Below are 16,293 nucleotides of genomic sequence, written 5' to 3'. Positions count from 1 at the left end.
TTGAAAAAAAAAGGGATTTATGTTCTAATCTGCCGCTGTGGAACAATGCGCGTACATAGGACTTGGGAGCAACATCGGCGACCGCGAGTTGAAGCTTCTGATGGCGATTGCCGAGCTCGGGAAACTGCCGCAAACGCGTGTCACCGCGGTGTCCCCCTTCTACGAGACCGAACCGGTCGGAGGGGTGCCCCAGGATAACTTCTACAACGCCGTGGTGCGCCTCAACACGGAGCTTGCGCCGCTCGACCTCCTGGCACGGCTGAAACGGCTGGAAAAGGAGGTCTTCCACCGGGCGCCTTCGCAGCGATGGGGCGCACGCAGCATGGACCTTGACATCCTCCTCTACGGCGAGCTGGTCATGACCGGCGACGAGCTCACTATCCCGCATCCGCGCCTTGCCGAGCGTCGTTTCGCCCTCCAGCCGCTGGCCGACCTCGCCCCCGACCTGGTACACCCGACCCTGGGCAAGCGAATCATCGAACTGTTGACGGAACTGACCTCTCCCGAGAAGGCGGTCAGGATCTAGGGGGGAACGTGAAATTTTTGATCTGGGCGCTTTTAGGGTACCTCGTGTACCGCATGTTCGTGGGGAAAGCGCCCCAAAAGATAGAGAAGCAGGAAAAAAGCGCCGCCGAGACCTTTCAGGATCCGGTCTGCGGCGTGTACATAGCCGAGGCCGACGCGGTGGTCGGCAGGCTGGAGGGGAAGCGATATCACTTCTGCTCCATGGAGTGCCTGAGGAAATTCGAAGCGATGCAACAGCGGCAATAAACAACCAACCGGAGGAAAGATGAAGTTTTTTATCGACACAGCGGATGTTAAGGAAATTCGGGAGGCCAACGAACTGGGCCTGGTGGACGGCGTCACCACCAACCCCTCCCTGATCGCCAAGAGTGGCCGGCGTTTTGAGGAAGTGATCAAGGAGATCACCGAGATCGTGGACGGCCCGATCTCCGCCGAGGTCATTTCCCTTGAACACGACGGCATGATCGCCGAGGCGACCGAGCTCGCTAAGATCCACCCGAACATCGTCATCAAGCTCCCGATGACCCCGGAAGGGCTCAAGGCGACCAAGACCCTGCACAAGCAGGGGATCAAGACCAACGTCACGCTGATCTTCTCCCCGATGCAGGCTCTCCTCGCCGCCAAGGCGGGCGCCACCTACGTCTCCCCGTTCGTCGGCCGCCTGGACGACATCTCCCAGGACGGCATGGGGATCATCGAAGAGATCAGGACCATATTCGACAACTACGGCATGGACGCCCAGATCATCGTGGCGAGCATCAGGAACCCGGTGCACGTGCTGAACTCCGCACTGATCGGCGCCGACGTCTGCACCATCCCGTACTCGGTCATGCTGCAGCTTGCCAAGCACCCGCTCACTGACGCGGGGATCAAGAAGTTCCTGGAAGACTGGGAGAAGGTTCCCAAGTAAGGCGGGAGTTTCGAAGGGTGACGCGGGGGCTCCCCCCCGCGACGGGTAACAAAGGCGTTATCTGAGGGCGGGTCTTGGACCCGCCCTTCATTTATGTGGGTTATTCCGGCGAGCTGGCGCCGTTTCTGCGCTGCAGCCTCACGTAGATGGTGATGATCACGGCACTCACGATGATGACGCCGATGAGCGCCTGGTGCGAGTACTTCATGATCAGTTCCTGGTTGCTCCCGATGAAGTAGCCGATGAAGGTGAGCACGGTGACCCAGATCCCGGCGCCCAAAAGCGTGTAGAGCGAGAACTTCACGTGGTTCATCCCGGCAAGTCCGGCGGGAAGCGAGATCAGGTGCCTGACCACCGGCAGAAGCCTCCCGATGAAGGTGGAGATTTCGCCGTGATCCTTGAAGAAGCGCTCCACCTTGGCGAACTTCTCCTCGGTGATGAAGACGTACTTGCCGTACTTGAGAACCAGGGGACGGCCGAGGTAGTGGGCCGCGTAGTAGTTGGCGTAGGCGCCGATGAGGCTCCCCACGGTGCCGCAGGCGATGGCCGCGAACATGTTCATCTGCCCCTGCTGCGCCAGGTAGCCGGCGGGCGGCATCACGAGCTCGCTGGGGATCGGGAAGACGGAGCTTTCCATCGCCATCAGGAGGAAGATCCCCGGGTATCCCATCGCGCCTATCGTATCTACCAGCCACTGTACCGCTGCGTGCATGCCTGACTCTCCTTTTGACTTTTTGTGCGGCGGTCATTCTATACGGGTCTCCGCAAAAAAACGACCAATTTAATATTTAACTCCGCCTGCCGGAACCGCGGCGGGCGGATGAAGGGAAACATGGACAAACAGATCTTCGTAATCGGCCACAGGAACCCGGACACCGACTCGGTCGCCTCGGCCATCGCCTACGCCCATTTGAAACGCGAGCTCGGCAACGAGCGCGTCACTGCGGCGATGGCGGGCAGCCTGAACCCGCAGACCACCTGGCTCCTCCCCCGTCTGGGGATCGAAGCGCCGCTCTACCTGGCCGACGTACACCCGAAGGTGCGCGACGTGATCCAGCGCTCGCCGGTCACCGTGCCGGCGGGGGCGCCGCTGTTGAACGCGCTGGAAGAATTTCACCACAACTCCATCAGGATCCTTCCGGTGGTCGACGACGCCGGCGTCCCGAAGGGGGTGATCCCGCTCCGAAAGATCGCCGAGCGCTTCCTTGTCACCGGGCCGGACTCCCTGCGCCTGGTTTCCGCCTCGCTCGCCTCGCTCGCCGACTGCCTCGTGGGTAGCTTCCTCGCCGGCGCTCCCGACACGGCAGTGGAACACCTGCATCTCTTCGTCGGCGCGATGGGGGAGGAATCCTTCCTCGACAGGATCGCCGCCTGCGACCCCGCCACCCTTATCGTGGTTACCGGCGACCGGGCTTCCATCCAGCTCGCCTCGATCGAGCGCGGCGTGCGCCTGCTCATCGTGACCGGCGGCCTTGCCGTCTCCGATGAGACCGTGCGCGTCGCCGCCTCCCGTGGCGTTGCCCTCTTGACGACGCCGCTCGACACCGCGGCGACCGTCTCCCGCGCCAGGCTAGCGACTCCGGTTCTCGAGCTTGCCGTTCCGAGTTTCGAGAGCGTCTCCGTGGACGAGCCGCTCGGGCGCCTGCGCGACAAGCTCCTGCATTCCGGCGAGACCGCGGTCTTAGCCCTCGAGGAGGACGGGACCCTCGCCGGCGTCGCCACCAAGTCTTCGCTCTTCGCGCCGCTACCTTACGCCCTGATCCTCGTGGACCACAACGAACTCGGTCAGGCGGTACCGGGCGCAGAGGACGTGGAGATCCTCGAAGTGGTGGACCATCACAAGCTCGGGAACGCCCCGACGAGCCACCCGATCCCCTTCATCACCGCGCCGGTCGGGAGCACCTGCACCATCGTCGCGTCGCTCTACGACGAGCACCGCATGCTCCCCCCCGCCGAGATCGCTGCACTCCTGCTCGCCGGGATCCTCTCGGACACGGTGATCCTCAAGTCGCCGACCACGACGCAGCGCGACCGTGACGCCGTGGAGCGGCTTGCGGGAATTGCCGGGCTCGACTGGGAGTCCTTCGGCGCCGAGATCTTCGCCGCCTCGGGGGCCCTTTCCGGTTACGGAAGCCCCGAGCGCGTGGTCGGCTCCGACTTCAAGCTCTTCAGCCAGGGCGAGGTGACCTTCGGTGTCGGGCAGGTCGAGGTGTTCGGCTTCGACGAGTTCTACGAGATGAAGGCGGAATTGCGCAAGGCGCTCGCGGCGCGGCGTGAAAAAGAGGGGCTGGAGCTTGCCGGCCTCATGGTCACCGACATCTCGAGCGAAAGCACCATGTTCGTCATGGAAGGGGGGCAGGCCTTCGTCCGCTTCATGGGGTACCCGCAGCCCGAGCCGCACGTCTTCGAGATGAAGGGTGTCATGTCGCGTAAGAAACAGCTGGTTCCGCACCTGATGAAGGTGCTCGGGGGCGCCCGATGAGGGAAAGCTTCCTGGAGCGCATCGCGGCGGGTGTCCTTGTCGGCGACGGCGCCATCGGCACCATGCTCTACGCCAAGGGGGTGGCGCCGGAGGCGAACTTCGAGCACCTGAACCTGGTGCGTCCGGAGCTCGTGCTGGAGCTGCACCGCGAGTACCTCGACGCCGGAGCCCAGGTCATCGAGACCAACACCTTCGGCGCCAACTGCGCCAAACTCTCCGCCATCGGTCTGGGCGCCAAGGTGGCCGAGATCAACCGCAAGGGGGCGCTGCTCGCGAAAAGCGCCGCGGCCGGTCGTGACGTCTTCGTGGCCGGCTCCATCGGTCCCCTCGGGCGCGGCAAGGCGGAGCTCTCCGCCGAGCAGATCGCCGAGTGCTTCCGGGTCCAGTCGTCGGCCCTCGCCGAAGGTGGCGTGGATCTGCTGATCCTTGAGACTTTCTCCGAGCTCGACGAGCTACTCGCCGCGCTTGCCGCTGCGAAAGAGACCGGGCTCCCGGTGGTCGCCAACCTAGCCTTCGGTGAAGGGGGGCGTCTCCCCGGCGGGACCCGCGCCGAGGACGCCGCGCAGCGTCTTGCCGCTGCCGGGGCCGACCTGGTCGGTGCCAACTGCGGCGCCGGACCGCTCGAGCTCCTCGCCACGGTGAAGCGGATTGCGGCCGCCTGCTCCCTCCCGATCGCCGCCTATCCCAACAGCGGTTTCCCCGAATACCTGGAAGGGCGCTACATCTACCGCACCACGCCCGAGTACTTCGCCGACCGCGCCGAGGAACTTGTCGAAGCCGGTGCCTCCCTGGTGGGTGGGTGCTGCGGTACCACGCCGGAACACATCCGGGTGATGGCGGAGCGGCTGCAGGGTTCTACCCTCTCCCCTAAGGAGAGGGTGCCCGCAGGGCTGGTGAGTGCGGTGCCACGCAGTGAAGACGTTGCAGTGGGCGAAGCCCTCACCCCCGGCCCCTCTCCCACGGGGCGAGGGGAGCTCTCAGGCAGTTTCCTCGACGCATGGGGCGTGGAGCCGGTGATCACCGTTGAACTCGACCCTCCGAAGGGGCTCGACTGCGAGAGGGTACTGGCCGGGAGCCGGGCACTCAAGGCGGCTGGGGCGCACGCCATAAACCTCGCCGAGAACCCGCTCGCGCGCGTGCGCATGGGGAACCTGGCCCTTGCCGCGACCATCCGCCGCGAGGTCGGCATCGAGGTGATCGCCCACGTCACCTGCCGCGATCGCAACCTGATCGGGATGCAGTCCGACCTGATGGGGGCGAGCCTTTTGGGGGTCACCTCCATCCTCGCCGTCACCGGCGACCCGGCGAGCCTGGGGGACGAGGCCGGTGCCTCCTCGGTCTTCGATCTCAACTCGTTCACGCTCCTTAAGCTTTTGAGCGATCTGAACCGCGGGGTAAACGCGCTCGGCAACCCGATCGGCGCCGGGACCGGCTTCACCCTGGGTGCCGCCTTCAACCCGAACACGCAGCGGATGGACGTGCAGGTTGGGCGCCTCGAGAAGAAGGTGGCCAACGGTGCCCGTTTCGTGCAGACCCAGCCGATCTACGACATCGCGCGTTTCGAGGAGATGATGGAGCGCACCGCCGGTCTTAGTATCCCCATCCTCCCTGGCGTGTTGCCGCTGGTATCCGGGCGTAACGCCGAGTTTCTGCACAACGAGGTCCCCGGTATCGTCATCCCCGAGGAGATCCGTAAGCGCATGGCCGGGAAGACCGGCGAGGACGGAGTCGCCGAGGGGCTCGCCATAGCCAGGGAATTCATCGAGGCGGCAGGCGCCAGGGCGGGCGGGTTTTACCTGATCCCCCCCTTCGGCAAGTACGAGATCGCCGTGGAACTGGTTAGATTCATAAAAGAGAAAACCCGAAAAGCGGCTTTTAACTTATTTTGACCTGCATCAATTTCAATCGAGACCAAGGAGCAGATGATGACCGAGATGAAGAAAGACATCCTGCAAAAAGGCGCCATCCTGCAGCGCGACCGTGAGACCTACGCCATCGCGCCGCACATCCCCGGGGGCTTCACCGACACCGCCACGCTGAGAAAGATCTGTGACGTGGCCGACAAGTACGGGCTCACCCTGAAGATCACCTCGGCGCAGCGCATCGCCATGTTCGGCGTGAAGGAAGAAGAACTGGACGCGGTCTGGACCGACCTCGCCGAGGAACCGGGTGCCGCCATCGGCCTGTGCGTGAGAAGCATCCGGATCTGCCCCGGCACCCAACAGTGCAAGCGCGCGGTGCTCGACTCCGCCTCGCTCGGCCTCAAGCTGGACAAGATCTACCACGCCATGGAGCTCCCCAACAAGATGAAGATGGGTGTCTCCGGCTGCCTGCTCGCCTGCGCCGAGTCCGGCGTGAAGGACATCGGCATCGTCGGCCACAACAAGGGGTGGCGCGTCCTCGTCGGAGGTAACGCCGGGCCCCGTCCGCGCCTGGGCGAGATGCTCGTGGACAACATCCAGACCGAGGAAGAAGTGCTCGAGGTGGTGGCGAAGGTGGTAGAGGTCTACAAGAACGACCCGCAGCAGGGGCGACTGGGTAGGCTGATCGAGGAGATCGGCATCGAGGCTTTCCGCGTTCGCGTCCTCGGCACGCAGCAGTAGGTCAGGGTGAGAGCGGCAACGATGACAAGAAAAGATCTACGCGCGGGAGGGACACGTGGCGCTTATTGAGGACGCGCTCTTCACGCGCATCAAGAACAGGGTAGGCAAGGCGATTTCGGAGTTCGACCTGATCTCGGAAGGTGACCGCGTCGCGGTCGCGGTTTCAGGGGGGAAGGACTCCTACGCGATGCTGCACGTGCTGGAGACCCTGCGCCGGCGCGCTCCGGTGCGCTACGAACTGGTCGCCATCAACATCGATTCCGGCTACCGTGGGTACCGCGCCGACATCATCGAGGAGCACCTGAAGGAGCACGGCTTCACCTACCACATGGAGAAGACTGAGCACTACGACATCATCTCGGAGAAGCGGCGCCCGAACTCCTCCTACTGCTCGATCTGCGCGAGGCTCAAGCGCGGCACCCTGTACACCCTCGCGCAGCAGATGGGGTGCAACAAGCTGGCGCTCGGGCACCACATGGATGATTTCGTCGAGACGCTGCTTTTAAACCAGTTCTTCGTCGGCTCGCTGAAGGCGATGGCCCCGAGCATGCTGGCGGATAACGGCGTAACCACGGTTATCAGGCCGCTGGTCTACGTTCCTGAGAAGGATATTATCCCGTTCTCGCGCAACAACCGTTTTCCCGTGGTCTGCTGCTGCTGTCCCGTCTGCGGGACCGCGGACCTGCAGCGCAAGAGGATGAAGGAACTCCTCTCCACCTTGGAGCGGGACAACCCCTTCGTGAAGAACAGCCTCCTGAAGGCCTTGTCCAACGTCCACCCGCGCCATTTGCTGGACAAGGGGTTGACGAGAAAGCCCTCCTGACGCAGGTCGGCGATGATGTCCTTCACGGTGATGTGCCCGCAGTAGATGACGATTCCCACGGCTCCTATGACCATCGGTTCCATGTGCTACCTCCGCTTCGTGTGATGATACGACGGTAGCAGGTGGTAGCGACAAGAAAAGTCGCAACTATATAAGCTAGGCAAAACAAGGTGAGGTTCATGGCAGAAAAAAAAGTGCAAAAGGTTCGCTTGGCCGTCCAGTGGGGCTTCCTTCTCTTCTCCCTATACCTGGGGGTAACCTTCTACCGCTTCGTGCTGCACTTCCAAAGCGGCGGTGCCACGCCGTTCGTGGAGCGTCCAAACGGCGTCGAGGCCTTTCTCCCCATCTCAGCTCTGGTGAGCCTCAAGGGTTGGATCGTTTCCGGCACCATCAACGACGTGCACCCCGCAGCGCTCGTGGTCTTTCTGAGCGTGATCGCGATGTCGCTTCTTCTGAAGCGCTCCTTCTGCTCGTGGGTCTGCCCGGTCTCTACGATCACGGAGGTCTGCTGGAAGGTGGGGTACAAGATCTTCGGGAAAAACTTCAAGATCTGGCTCTGGCTCGACTGGCTGCTGCGTCCCATCAAGTACCTGCTGCTCGCCTTTTTCGTGGTCTCCATCCTGGGGTTCATGGCGCCTGACAGCGTGAGCGACTTCATCGCCGGCGACTACAACAAGATGGCCGACATCAAGATGCTGGACTTCTTCGTGCACCTCTCGGGGACGCCGCTCGTGGTGATCGGGATCCTGCTCGCCCTGTCGTTTTTCTTCAAGAACCCGTTCTGCCGTTTCCTCTGCCCTTACGGCGCGCTCCTGGGGCTCGTCTCCCGTCTGTCTCCGGTCAAGGTGCAGCGTAACGAGAGCGCCTGCATCTCCTGCGGCGGCTGCACCAGGGCCTGCCCCTCTTACATCGACGTGATGCACCAGGAGCGGGTCTGCTCCGAGGAGTGCGTCGGCTGCCTGCGCTGCGTGAGCGCCTGCCCGAAGCCGGAGGCGCTGCAGATGAAGGCGAAGAACGGCAAGGTGATCCCGGGGATGGTGTACGCAGCCCTCGTCGTCGCGGTCTTCATCGGCGGGACCCTCATCGGCCGCGCCACCGGACACTGGCACAGCTCCATAACGAAGAGCGATTACCAGAGGCTCATCGCCGCACCGCCGGTGGAGCACCCGTAGTCCATGCCCCTCCGGGGGGCGGAGTGACAACTGCAGTAAAAACGAAAAGAGGGGACGGTATCGCTACCGTCCCCTCTTGTTATTTTCAGAATGGCGAGGGTGAAAATGGATCGTGCCGTTTCGCCCCTTTTCCCGCCTGATTTTCTCTGCTTACCCTTCCTCTTCCTCGCCGAGCGCGATCTCGCGGTAGGCGCGGTCCTCTTCGAAGCGTTTGGTCTGCGCCTGCTGCTTCTCGAGGTCCGCCTTGCACTTCACGCAGTGGCGGGCGAAGGGAACGATCTTAAGTCTCCCCATCGGGATCTCTTCCTCGCACTCCTCGCAGATGCCGTACTCGCCTTCTTCGAGGCGAAGTAACGCCTCGTCTATATTGCGCAATTTCTCGCGCTCCCGGTCACCCAGCAAAAGGCCGAGCTCGCGGTCGCGCTCGCTGGAAGCCTGGTCGTAGATGTCGCCGCTCGGCTCGTTGATCGGTGCATCAGAACCGGACTTGACAGTCTTGTTAATCTCTTTAAGCGTCTCCTCTTTCATTTTGAGGAGCATCGCTTTCATTTCTTCAGGTTTTTCAGTCATGTATAAACTATCTCCGTTGTTTCTTAATACCCTCAAAAAGCGACGCAATAATACAGCAATAGAGGTTCATGTCAAGTTAAAAGCCTACTCTATGATCTCCCCAATCAGGTCATAGTCTGAAGAATCTGTTATCTTCAATCTGACTATGTCACCGACATTGGCATTGCCTGCGGTGATGTAAACCTGACCGTCCACATCGGGGGCCTGACGGGAGGAACGACCCTTCAGAAGCAGCTCGGTTTCCTCGCTGTACCCCTCGACCAGCACGTCTTCCTCGCTGTCCACCAGGGTCCGGTTGTGCTTGAAGGAGACGCGCGCCTGGGTGCGCATCAGCTTCTTGTGACGTTCGCGCTTCACGCGCTCGGAAACCTGGTCCGCCATCTCGGCGGCCGGGGTCCCCTCCTCGCGCGAGTAGCAGAAGACGCCGAGGCGGTCGAAGCGGGTCTCTTCCACGAACTGCAGGAGCTTCTTGAAGTCCTCGTTGGTCTCGCCCGGGAAACCGACGATGAGCGAGGTGCGGATGGCGATGTCCGGGATCTCGCGGCGCAGCTTCTTGATCAGGGTGCGGATGTCGTCCTCGCCGCTTCTGCGCTTCATGTTCTTAAGGACCGGATCGGCTATGTGCTGGATCGGGAGGTCCAAGTACTTGCACACCTTGGGCTCGTTCTTTATGAGCTCGATGAGCGAGTCCCTCACCCCGTCCGGGTAGGCGTACAGGAGCCTGATCCACTTGAGCCCCTCGAGTTTCGCGAGCTCCTGGACCAACTGCTCGAGGCTCGGTTTTTCGGGAAGATCACGGCCGTAGGCGGTGATGTCCTGGGCGATCAGGTTCAGCTCCTTCACCCCTGCCGCCACGAGCGATTTGGCCTCCGCCATGAGCGTCGCGAAGGGGCGGGAGCGGTGTGCGCCGCGCAGCGAGGGAATGACGCAGTAGGAGCAGTTGTTCGAGCACCCCTCCGCGATCTTCAGGTACGCGGTGTAGTGCGGCGAGGACTGCAGGCGCGGCAGCTCGTCGTTGTAGACGAAGTTCGGGTCGCCGGTGTAGCAGAGCTGGGTGTCGGTCCCCTTCTTCTCCGCGATGATCTCCGCGATGCGCGGGTAGTCGCCGGTGCCGATGAAGATGTCCACCTCGGGAAGTTCCTTGGCGAGCTCCTCCTGGTAGCGCTGCGGCAGGCAGCCGGTCACGATCAGGAGCTTGCAGCGCGCGTCGTGCTTTCGGTCCGCCAGGTCGAGGATGGTGTCGATGCTCTCCTGCTTCGCCTCTTTTATGAAGGAGCAGGTGTTCACCACGATGATATCGGCCTGCATCTCATCGGTGGTGACTTCGTACTCGTCCTTGGAGAGGTAGCCCAGCATCACCTCGGCGTCCACCAGGTTCTTCGGGCAGCCCAGGCTCACCAGGCTCACTTTTTCCTTAATCTTCTGGTTCAAAAAAATCCCCTCTTCTTGATTAGCTTCTGAAGTTGACGAACTGCATGTCGATGTCGAGGTCCTTACCCTTGAGGGTCTTGATGACATCCTGCAGGTCGTCGATGTTTTTGCCGGTGACGCGGAGCTGGTCGTCCTGGATCTGGCTCTGCACCTTCAGCTTGGTATCCTTGATCACCTGGCCGATCTCTTTCGCCTTCTCCTTGGAGATCCCCACCTGCAGGGTGATGATCTGGCGCACCATGCCGCCGGAGGCCTGCTCGACCTTGCCGTACTGCAGCGCCTTGGGCGAGATGTTGCGCTTCACGAACTTGGATTGCAGGATGTCGATGACAGCCTTCAGCTTGAAGTCGTCCTCGGAAAGGACCTTGATGCTCTCCTTCTCCAGGGTCACCTCGCTCTTGCTCCCCTTGAAGTCGTAGCGTTGGCTGATCTCCTTCACGGTCTGGTTGATGGCGTTGTCGACTTCCTGCATGTCGACCTTGGAAACGATGTCGAATGACGGCATAGAACCCCCTATTAAATTCAAGCTGCTGCTATCTGTTCTTGATGACCTGCACCCCCGAAGGGATCCTGAAGCTGAACTTGCCGCTGGAGATGCCGCGGTTCGTCCTCACGTTGCTGAAGTCCATCCGGGTCGTGTTCCCGATCTGGTCGACCACCGTGGAGGAGACCACCGGGAAGGGGGTGGAGGGCTTCCCCTTGGCGATGAAGCTCTCGACCGCGTCACCGGAGATGGTGAGCTGCAGCTTCGCCATGGCGGCGCTCTTCTTGTGCGGGGTGAGCTCCAGCTGGTAGTTGCCGTTTTTGTCCTTCGCGTTGTCGGCGAAGGCGATGGCGAAGTCCTTGGAGACCTGCCCGAGACCGGTCAGGTAGTTCATGGCGATGCCGTTGCCCGCCTCGAACATCTGCGCGAGGTCCATCACCATGACCTGCTTCTGGTCCGGGATGTAGTACCAGACCGTCTTGCCGTTGGAAACGATCTGCTGCTTCGGCTTGGTGTAGTTGAAGCGGAACATGGAGTCCTTGCTCCCACCCTTCTTGATGAAGAGCTCGCCGCCCCCCTTCTCATCGCGCCTGAGCGCTTTGACGTGGCTTTTCTGGCTGAAGTCCGCCTGCAGGTCGTTCAGGGAGGCGTACCCCTGCTCCAGGGTGCGTACCACCTGGGAGAGCTCGGCGCAGAGGGCGGAACTGACGGAAAGGGTGATCAGGGCGAGACACAGGACGACGGTTCTGGCAAATTTCATGTTCGACCTCTGAAAATTAGTGAAGGTCTCGGGTGTGGACCCGGGACCCTCGTGGCGCCGCATAAGCGGCGGTTTGACCGGGCATTGTGACATACAACCGGATATCGTGCAACTGTTTCATTGATCGAGGGAGGCGAGCATGGCGCCCAGCGACGTGGGGGAGGGCATGAGGAATATGCTCCCCCCGCAGCGCGAGTCGGAAACGTCGAAGACCGTGTCGATCATGACCACCTTTTCCCCGTCGGCCCCGGGCTCCATGGCGCGCTCCAGGATCTCTCGCCCGTTGCCGGAGCAAAATGCCGGGACCGAGGGGAGCAGCGTCATCTTTAGCGAGTTACCCAGGGCGTTCAGGCAGGCCGAGGCGAGGATGTTGCCGACCTCCATGAGGGTGGCTCTTTCCATCTCGGAAAGCGGCGTCCCGGGCTTCGGGACCACCCCGAGGAGGAGCTCGAGGATCCGGTGCGCGTTTTCCTCGAGAAGCATGATCAGGATGCTGCCGCGCACGTTGCCGAGGATCTGCAACTGCAGCGCGGTGACCTCGTGCGCCTCCATCAGGCCGGTCATCCCCGGGCCGTCGAGCACCTGCAGGCGCGGCACCTGGATGTGCACCCCTTTACCCATGAGCTGCGACAGGGCGATGGCTGCGTGCTCCATGCCGAGGCTGCACACCTTGGTCAGCGTTTTCAGTTCCGCTTCGTATTCTGCCTGGTCAGCCATGTCAGCCTCCGGTGGTTCCCGCGCTGAAGCGGGTAACCGCGATGCGTCTTATAGAAGTTCGGAAATGTCGAGGATGGTGACGATCTCGCCGTCGCCGAGCGTCGCCCCGCCGGCGAGCCCCGTCATCCCGTCTAGCGGTCTTCCCAGCCTTTTTACGAACAGTTCGTGCTGCCCCAGGAGGCGGTCCACCACCATGCCCACGCGGCGCCCCTTGGCCTCGGTGACGAAGAGCGGGAGGATCCCGTCGGGGAAGCGCCCGAGGGGGAGCCCCAGCACCCGGTTCAGAGATAATAGCGGGATCGACTCGTCGTCGAGCTGAAACATCTGCCTTTTTCCCACCGTCTCGATCTGGCGCCGGGAGAGCTCCACGGTGCGCTGTACCGCGTTCACCGGGATGGCGGTCTTGATCGGGCCGCACTGCACCAAAAGCGCGTGGATGATGGCGATGGTGAGCGGCAGCTTGAGCGTGATGACGGTTCCCTGTCCCGGCTCGGACTCTATCCCGAGGGTCCCCCCCAGCTTCGCGATGGCGGCGTTCACCGCGTCCATGCCGACGCCGCGCCCGGAGATGTCGGTCACCTCTTTGGCGGTGGAGAAGCCGGGGATGCAGGAGAGCATGAGCGCCTGGCGGGGGGAGAGGAGCTCCCCCTCTTCGGGGGTGATGAGCCCCTTGCGCACCGCGGCATCGATCATCGCCTGCGGCTCCATGCCGCGCCCGTCGTCGCGCACCGTGATGTGGATCCGGTCCCGGTCCCGCGACACCGACAGCTTGACGAGCCCGCGCGCCGGTTTCCCGGCCCGCTCCCGTTCCTCCCCGTCCTCGATGCCGTGGTCCACGGCGTTTCTCAGGATGTGGTTCAGGGGATCGACGAGCTGCTCGAGGACGCCGCGGTCGAGGCCGATCTCGCGCCCGGTGAGCTCGAAGTGGATCTCCTTGCCGCTTTTCTTGGCGACGGCACGCACCGAGCGCTGGAAACGGTCGCTGATCGCCTCGAAGGGCATCAGGCGCACCTTCATCACCTCGTCGTGCAGGGCGCGCAACAGCTTCGAGGTCTCGGACACCGCGTCGTTCAGGGCGGTGGACTCGAGCTCCCGGCCGATACTCAAAAGGCGCTGCTTGTTGGTGACCAGCTCGCCGGTCAGGTTGATCAGGTGGTCGAGGAGCTCGGTCTTCACCCGCACCGTGCCCCCCAGATCGGTTGTGCTCTCCTTCGCACGTTCCGTTTCGGCCGGTGGGGCGGGTTCGGAAGCCTGCGCTGGCTCGGCAGCCGGGGAGAAGGCCCTGGGCGCTTCGTCCGGTTTCTGCGCCTTTTTCTCCGGGGCGGGGACGTAGGACGCGAGCCGCAAGGCGTACCCGTCGGTCGGAAGGCTCGAGGGGCGCTCCTCTTCGACGTCCTTTAAAAGCGCGTCGATCAGGTCCACCCCTTCGAGCAAGAGGTCGGCCACCCCGGCCCCGAAGGGGAGGGCGCCGTCGCGCACCCGCGCCATCAGGTCTTCCATGCTGTGGGCCACTACGACCACGTCGCCGTACTCCATCGAGGCCGCCATCCCCTTCAGGGAGTGCGCGCCGCGAAACAGCGCGTCGATGGCGCTTCGCTCGGCCGGGGACTGCTCGAGCGCAACCACCTGCTCCGCGATGGTTCTCAAGTACTCCCGCGATTCCGAGAGGAAGAGGGCTTTGTACTGCGACATGTCCATCGGTTACCCCTGGACCACTTCCCTGAGCACCCGGGTGACGAGCTCCGGGTTGAACGGTTTGAGGATGAAGGCCTTGGCCCCCGCCTCGGCGGCGGCGGTGGTGAGGGCCTCCTGGCCTATGGCGGAGCACATCACCACGCGGGCGGCGGCGTCGTACGCCATGATCTCCTGGAGCGCCTCGATGCCTCCCTTGTTCGGCATGACGATGTCCAGGGTGACCAGGTCAGGGAGGGATTCGCGGTACTTGGCGACCGCCTCCTCGCCGTCGGACGCCTCGGCGGTTATCTCGTAACCTTCTTCGGTGAGGATGTCGCGCAGCATTTTCCTCATGAACATGGAGTCGTCTACTATCATGACCTTGATGGCCATCAGTTACCTCCTGGGGCGGATTTGGGTGCGGCCGCGCGCAGATCCTCCTCCAGGGAGGAAAGGAGCGTCTCGAGTCTCACCAGGCGCAGGTGCCCCTGCGGGGTCTCGAGGAGCGCCTCGATAAGGGGATCGTCGGACCGGGTCGCCCCGGTGATGCTCTGCGCATCGATGATGGAGCCGACGGCATCCACCTTCAGGGCGAGGTGGGCGAGTTTCGTGTCGATCACGAGGAGCTTGCCGGGAAGGGGGCGGCTTCCCGCTCCCAGGTACTGGGCGAAGTCGAGGAGGGCGGTCAGGTTGCCGTGAAAGTTGATGAGGCCCAGGTAGTAGGGAGGGGCGCCGGCAAAGGGGTAGCTTTGCTGCGGCTCCATGACCTCGCAGACCTCGGTCAGGTTCAGGGCGAAGAGCTCGCGCCCCACGCTGAAAACGAGCAGGCGCTCCGCAATCACGCTTGGGGCTCCGGCGCGGTTCCCGGGTCGACCTGGAAGCGCTCCACCGAATGGAGCAGCTCGTCGGCCAGTTTCGCGAGCTCCTGGGTCTGGTACACCATCTCCTGCATCGCGGCGTGCTGCTCTTCGGTTGCCGCGGAGACCTCCTCGGTGGAGGCCGCGTTGTCCTCGGCCACCTTGGCGATCTCGTCCACCATGGTCACCATCTTGGCGGCACCGGTGGTCTGCATCTGCGAGAGATCGGCGATGGAGTTCGCCTTCCTCTCGGTATCCACGACGGTGGCGAGGATCTCCCTGAAGGCCTCGGCTGTGGTGTCCAGGTTCTTCTTGCCGCCGATGATGCCGCGCGAGCTGTCGGTGATGGTTTCCTGCACCCGGCGGCTCTCCACCTTGACGATGTCGATCAGTTCGACGATCTCGGTGGCGCTCTTCGCACTCCCGTCGGCGAGCTTTCTCACCTCCTCGGCGACCACGCCGAATCCCTTGCCGGACTCGCCGGCGCGGGCCGCCTCGATCGAGGCGTTCAGGGCGAGGAGGTTCGTCTGGCGCGCCATCTCTACGATGAAGTCGGCGATCTTGCCCACCTGCTGCAGTTTCCCGTTCAGGTCCATGAACTGCATCGAGATGAGTTCGACGGAGTCGAAGAAGCTCTTCATCCGCTCCACCGAGTCGGTGGCGAGCTCGCCGCCCTTCTGGGCGGTCTGGCTCGTCTCACGCGCCGCCTTCGCGGTCTCCTTGGCGCGCCGCGCCACGAGGTCGATGGAGATCGCCATCTCGTGGATCACCTTGGCCCCTTTGGTCAGCATCTCGGCCTGGTTCTCAGCACCGCCGGAGATGGTCTCGATCGCCTGGGCCACCTCCTCGGTGGAGGCGTTTATCTGCAGCGCGGTGGAGGAGAGGGTGCGCGCCGATTCGGAGACCCGCTCCGAGGTGTCGCGGATCTGGCGCACCAGGGCTCTCAGGCTCTCCAGCATGGTGTTGATGGACTGCGCCATGGAGTGGGTCTCGTCCGGGAACCTCGGCTCAGGGAAGTCGACGTCGCTCGAGAGATCCCCCCGGCTGATCGATTCGGTCGCACCGGTCAGGATCGAGATGTTCTTGGTGAAGCTCTTGGAGAAGAAGGAGCCTAGGATGAGTCCGATGGTGAGCGCCACCACGTAGGAGATGACGCTGGTCATCTCGGGGGAGTAGTCCAAAAGCTTCACACCGGAAGGTACGAAGACCACGGCGGCGACGACGGCCAGAAAGCCTAGGATGAACTTGTAGCCGATTTGGATGTACATGAAGCGAGCTCCTTTTT

At 62.9% G+C, this 16,293-nt stretch carries 18 protein-coding genes; 8 read left to right on the top strand and 10 right to left on the bottom strand.

Features of this window, described 5'->3' with window-relative positions; genetic code table 11:
- The first annotated feature begins 37 nt into the window (after positions 1-37).
- The 3 genes from folK to fsa are packed head-to-tail and all read left to right on the top strand — an operon-like array spanning position 38 to position 1,435.
- Positions 38-526 carry a 2-amino-4-hydroxy-6-hydroxymethyldihydropteridine diphosphokinase gene (folK, locus tag E4633_RS00855; protein ID WP_135868391.1) on the top strand — a complete coding sequence of 163 codons (489 nt, stop codon included), beginning with the start codon at positions 38-40 and terminating at the stop codon, positions 524-526.
- Positions 527-534: 8 nt separating this feature from the next.
- Positions 535-771 (top strand): YHS domain-containing protein, encoded by a 237-nt coding sequence (locus E4633_RS00850; protein ID WP_198419364.1) that lies wholly within the window; start codon positions 535-537, stop codon positions 769-771.
- A gap of 19 nt (positions 772-790) precedes the next feature.
- A complete protein-coding gene (fsa, locus tag E4633_RS00845; protein WP_135868390.1) occupies positions 791-1,435 on the top strand; it encodes a fructose-6-phosphate aldolase in 645 nt (214 codons plus the stop codon).
- Positions 1,436-1,535: 100 nt separating this feature from the next.
- Here the strand turns inward: fsa and E4633_RS00840 are convergent, their stop codons facing one another.
- Positions 1,536-2,147, bottom strand: coding sequence for a DedA family protein (locus tag E4633_RS00840; protein WP_135868389.1), 612 nt, complete (start codon positions 2,145-2,147; stop codon positions 1,536-1,538).
- Between the two features lie 120 nt (positions 2,148-2,267).
- Between E4633_RS00840 and E4633_RS00835 the strand changes: the two genes are divergently transcribed.
- The 5 genes from E4633_RS00835 to E4633_RS00815 all read left to right on the top strand — a co-directional run bounded on the left by E4633_RS00835 (position 2,268) and on the right by E4633_RS00815 (position 8,515).
- Positions 2,268-3,917, top strand: a complete 1,650-nt coding sequence (locus E4633_RS00835) for a putative manganese-dependent inorganic diphosphatase (RefSeq protein WP_135868388.1) — start codon at positions 2,268-2,270, stop codon at positions 3,915-3,917.
- Entirely contained in the window at positions 3,914-5,806 is a 1,893-nt protein-coding gene (locus tag E4633_RS00830; RefSeq protein WP_135868387.1) for a bifunctional homocysteine S-methyltransferase/methylenetetrahydrofolate reductase, read from the top strand. Before E4633_RS00835 ends, E4633_RS00830 begins: the two co-directional genes overlap by 4 nt.
- Positions 5,807-5,851: 45 nt before the next feature.
- Positions 5,852-6,520 carry a nitrite/sulfite reductase domain-containing protein gene (locus E4633_RS00825; protein WP_135869548.1) on the top strand — a complete coding sequence of 223 codons (669 nt, stop codon included), beginning with the start codon at positions 5,852-5,854 and terminating at the stop codon, positions 6,518-6,520.
- Between the two features lie 55 nt (positions 6,521-6,575).
- A complete protein-coding gene (ttcA, locus tag E4633_RS00820; protein WP_129127243.1) occupies positions 6,576-7,343 on the top strand; it encodes a tRNA 2-thiocytidine(32) synthetase TtcA in 768 nt (255 codons plus the stop codon).
- Between the two features lie 179 nt (positions 7,344-7,522).
- A complete protein-coding gene (locus tag E4633_RS00815) occupies positions 7,523-8,515 on the top strand; it encodes a 4Fe-4S binding protein (RefSeq protein WP_135868386.1) in 993 nt (330 codons plus the stop codon).
- A gap of 150 nt (positions 8,516-8,665) precedes the next feature.
- Here the strand turns inward: E4633_RS00815 and E4633_RS00810 are convergent, their stop codons facing one another.
- From E4633_RS00810 to E4633_RS00770, 9 genes are all read right to left on the bottom strand, one after another.
- Entirely contained in the window at positions 8,666-9,085 is a 420-nt protein-coding gene (locus E4633_RS00810) for a TraR/DksA family transcriptional regulator (RefSeq protein ID WP_135868385.1), read from the bottom strand.
- An 84-nt stretch (positions 9,086-9,169) separates the two neighbouring features.
- On the bottom strand, positions 9,170-10,516 hold the full coding sequence (gene rimO / locus E4633_RS00805; RefSeq protein ID WP_135868384.1) for a 30S ribosomal protein S12 methylthiotransferase RimO: 1,347 nt from the start codon (positions 10,514-10,516) through the stop codon (positions 9,170-9,172).
- Positions 10,517-10,535: 19 nt separating this feature from the next.
- Positions 10,536-11,021, bottom strand: coding sequence for a YajQ family cyclic di-GMP-binding protein (locus E4633_RS00800; protein ID WP_135868383.1), 486 nt, complete (start codon positions 11,019-11,021; stop codon positions 10,536-10,538).
- Between the two features lie 28 nt (positions 11,022-11,049).
- Positions 11,050-11,760, bottom strand: coding sequence for a LolA family protein (locus E4633_RS00795; protein WP_135868382.1), 711 nt, complete (start codon positions 11,758-11,760; stop codon positions 11,050-11,052).
- Positions 11,761-11,877: 117 nt separating this feature from the next.
- Complete coding sequence (locus E4633_RS00790) at positions 11,878-12,477, bottom strand: chemotaxis protein CheC (RefSeq protein WP_135868381.1); 600 nt, start codon at positions 12,475-12,477, stop codon at positions 11,878-11,880.
- Positions 12,478-12,525: 48 nt separating this feature from the next.
- On the bottom strand, positions 12,526-14,169 hold the full coding sequence (locus tag E4633_RS00785; protein ID WP_342791897.1) for a chemotaxis protein CheA: 1,644 nt from the start codon (positions 14,167-14,169) through the stop codon (positions 12,526-12,528).
- 9 nt (positions 14,170-14,178) lie between these two features.
- Positions 14,179-14,544: a response regulator gene (locus E4633_RS00780; protein WP_135868379.1), complete on the bottom strand. Its 366-nt coding sequence runs from the start codon at positions 14,542-14,544 to the stop codon at positions 14,179-14,181.
- On the bottom strand, positions 14,544-14,993 hold the full coding sequence (locus tag E4633_RS00775; RefSeq protein WP_135868378.1) for a chemotaxis protein CheW: 450 nt from the start codon (positions 14,991-14,993) through the stop codon (positions 14,544-14,546). Before E4633_RS00775 ends, E4633_RS00780 begins: the two co-directional genes overlap by 1 nt.
- The gene (locus tag E4633_RS00770) at positions 14,990-16,276 is read right to left on the bottom strand and encodes a methyl-accepting chemotaxis protein (RefSeq protein WP_135868377.1); all 1,287 of its coding nucleotides are present in this window, start codon (positions 16,274-16,276) and stop codon (positions 14,990-14,992) included. Before E4633_RS00770 ends, E4633_RS00775 begins: the two co-directional genes overlap by 4 nt.
- Positions 16,277-16,293 lie beyond the last annotated feature (17 nt).

It is taken from the genome of Geomonas terrae, from assembly GCF_004791675.1.
GTDB classification, from domain to species: domain Bacteria; phylum Desulfobacterota; class Desulfuromonadia; order Geobacterales; family Geobacteraceae; genus Geomonas; species Geomonas edaphica.
Note: the sequence above shows the minus strand (reverse complement) of the source record. Positions and strands in the feature narration are given on the sequence as shown.